The following is a 2,639-nucleotide window of genomic DNA, read 5'->3' on the forward strand; positions in this document are numbered from 1 at the left end:
GAATTAAGAACTAAAGAACAATCAGTAAGGTTAGAAACTAATTTAGTGTAAAGTCTAATCTATAACTTTTGTAAACGATGTATCTTAACGAACATACTATGTGCCTTAACGAACATACAGTTATCGGTTATGAAAAGAATATATAAGGTATTATTGAATAGCTTAGGTTTAGTATTAATTGGATTGTCAATTTATATTCAATTGGGCTCTAAATATTACAAAAGGATTAATAGAGAAAAAGAAATAGAGTTACAACAGGTCTATATTGTTATTGATCAGTTAGTCCGACTTGATAGTATTACAAATCTCTATATTCAGGATTCAACAAAATTAAACTGGTTTGTCCTCTACGAGAAATCTCAGGAGTTTTTAAAAGGACCTATTTCCAGATCTACTCCAAAACCACACCCAAACAAAAAAAGACTGATTGATGAATTATCTAATAAAATCGATCAGCAAAACAATTCTTATAAAGAAAATGATTATTTAAATAGAATTTTTTTGATAGACTTTAATAAACAGATAAATCAGATTTTACTGATTGAAAGTCAATTTCAAAAGGATTTAAAAGTTGCAGTATTAAATAATTTCAATGTGATAAGGAAAGTACAGATTTTAGTAGTTGTATTGTTCGGATTAGGAGTTTTGACTATTGTTATTGCTATTACTAAAAGAAAAAAGAATATATAGCTTTCAAAAAAGCTACAGTTTGATTACTTGACTATATTTTAAGGGCTTTAAGAAAGATACAGAAAAGTTAAAGAAGGTAATAATTAAAAAATACAAGATATAAATTGAGGAAGTACTTGGCACAACAATGTGTCAAAAAACATTTGCGCGGAAAGTGTTATATTCAAACTCAAAATAAATAATCAACGTTGGTTGTAACCTGAAACGTAATTGACTTGAACTGCGCAACGTTTTTTACACTTCAACGTTGGCCACAAGCAAAAAAAACGCAGCAAATGAATAAACTAATAATAATCCTTGGAATTCTTTCAATGCTAAATTGTAATGCTCAGCAATATAAGGTTCCAGAATCATTTAAGCATTTAAAGAAAGTTCATCTTGAATCATACGGACAGGTTTTTGCATTTCTTCCACATGACTATGAAACCAAGATTTCAATTGAGGAAAAGTTCAATGAAGAAAATCCTGTAGAGACTATTATTGGAATTGCAAATGTAAATAAGACAGAGAATCTGAATTACATGATTACCTTCACTAATGCACCAAGTGATGATTATAGTTTTTCATTTTACAGCATTGACAAAGAAAAGTATGAGTATAAATTTACAATTGGCGGAAAGCAATTATTTATACCTGGAAATGGTTTTGCTTATGTGTCGGGACATACAAATAACATGTTCGACAAAAAGAGAAAAATAAAATTTGAAAAGGACACCATCTCTGAGGTAAAACAACCATTGTACTTTGTTGGACTTAAAACCAAGACATTAAAGCCAATAAAGCTATATGAAAGCAAAGAAAAAAAGAAAATTGTTGCCTCATTGCCTGCAAATTCAAACATTGAAGTTGTTGTATCTGAATTCAGTGATGACGCCCATTATTTTCTTATTAAAACATCATTTGGACTACTTGGCTGGTGGGAACTTGATTTTTATTATTCTCGTGAAATTGAGAACTTATTCTTTGCAGGAGATTAAAAATGCCAGTGGCCAACAATGGCTAATAAAGCATAAGTGAGCCGACTCATTTTGGTTGGTTCGCAGCTTCGGCAAACAGCGCCAAATCGTCGATTTGGCTTTTGAAATGAAAAGATAAAAACAAATACAACGCTTTGGCTTCGTGAAGTTTGAAAGTGAGTACGGTTAAAATCTCACTTACGCTTCATAGCCGCGTCCGTTGGTGGCAAGGCAAAAACACCATAGAAATAGGTATACTAAAATTCGATAACAAATGAAAATTGTCTTTATAATAATTGGATTAGTTATACTAGCAATAGTGACTTTTCTTATTTATAGACTCATAGTTGTTAAAATTCAGAACAGAAAAATAAACGCATTAAGATTTGAGAGGGTCAAAGATTTATTTGATAAACTAGAGAATGAAGAAGCATTGACAAACGAAGATGTTTTTCCATTAGCAAAAAGTGTTTTGACAAGAGAAGCAACATATCAGTTACTAAATGACTACAACAAAACAGACCTTTTTCCTAAAGAATTATATACCATCATAAATGCCGCAGAAAGTAATTTAGTTAATTGGTTAGAATTTCCGACAGAACTAGACGCATGTCCTGATGAGATTGAATATATAAAAAGAGTAACTTTTGACCTAAATGGACAAAGAGATTGTGTTCATTATGAAGTTTTTAAATACAGAGTTAACGAACCTCATTGGGCGGCAAAGGATGGTTGGTGTGTCGGTGTTGTAGGACCATATTTTGATGACAGCAAACCATATGATTACCCTAATGCGACTTTTAGTAGAATAGATAGCACATTGGATAATGTGACTCCAGAGGAAGAAGCAAAATGGGTTCATGAAAATATTACAATAAAAAGATTAAAAGCCCAGCCACCAATAACTAAGCGTTCTGGCTGGTTGAAAACCAGAGTCTGAACGCGGTGTTGCCGACAACCGGTTAGAAATCACTATCTATGGGGATTGATATG

General features: G+C 31.8%; 3 protein-coding genes. All 3 read left to right on the forward strand.

All coding sequences use genetic code 11. The annotated features are described in order from the left end of the window. Positions 1–129: 129 nt before the first annotated feature. The 3 genes from KDU71_RS22605 (at position 130) to KDU71_RS22615 (ending at position 2,586) form a co-directional block, all read left to right on the forward strand. Positions 130–690 carry a hypothetical protein gene (locus KDU71_RS22605; protein ID WP_212193404.1) on the forward strand — a complete coding sequence of 187 codons (561 nt, stop codon included), beginning with the start codon at positions 130–132 and terminating at the stop codon, positions 688–690. A 275-nt stretch (positions 691–965) separates the two neighbouring features. Beyond that, on the forward strand, positions 966–1,667 hold the full coding sequence (locus KDU71_RS22610; RefSeq protein WP_212193405.1) for a hypothetical protein: 702 nt from the start codon (positions 966–968) through the stop codon (positions 1,665–1,667). A gap of 253 nt (positions 1,668–1,920) precedes the next feature. Continuing rightward, positions 1,921–2,586, forward strand: a complete 666-nt coding sequence (locus tag KDU71_RS22615; RefSeq protein ID WP_212193406.1) for a FeoB-associated Cys-rich membrane protein — start codon at positions 1,921–1,923, stop codon at positions 2,584–2,586. Positions 2,587–2,639: the final 53 nt, after the last annotated feature.

The organism is Carboxylicivirga sediminis, assembly GCF_018156225.1.
Lineage (GTDB): Bacteria > Bacteroidota > Bacteroidia > Bacteroidales > Marinilabiliaceae > Carboxylicivirga > Carboxylicivirga sediminis.

What these genes read in the sequence shown, in the direction of transcription:
- KDU71_RS22610 (WP_212193405.1), top strand. Translation starts at nt 966, where the DNA reads ATGAATAAACTAATAATAATCCTTGGAATTCTTTCAATGCTAAATTGT.
- KDU71_RS22615 (WP_212193406.1), top strand. Translation starts at nt 1,921, where the DNA reads ATGAAAATTGTCTTTATAATAATTGGATTAGTTATACTAGCAATAGTG.
- KDU71_RS22605 (WP_212193404.1), top strand. Translation starts at nt 130, where the DNA reads ATGAAAAGAATATATAAGGTATTATTGAATAGCTTAGGTTTAGTATTA.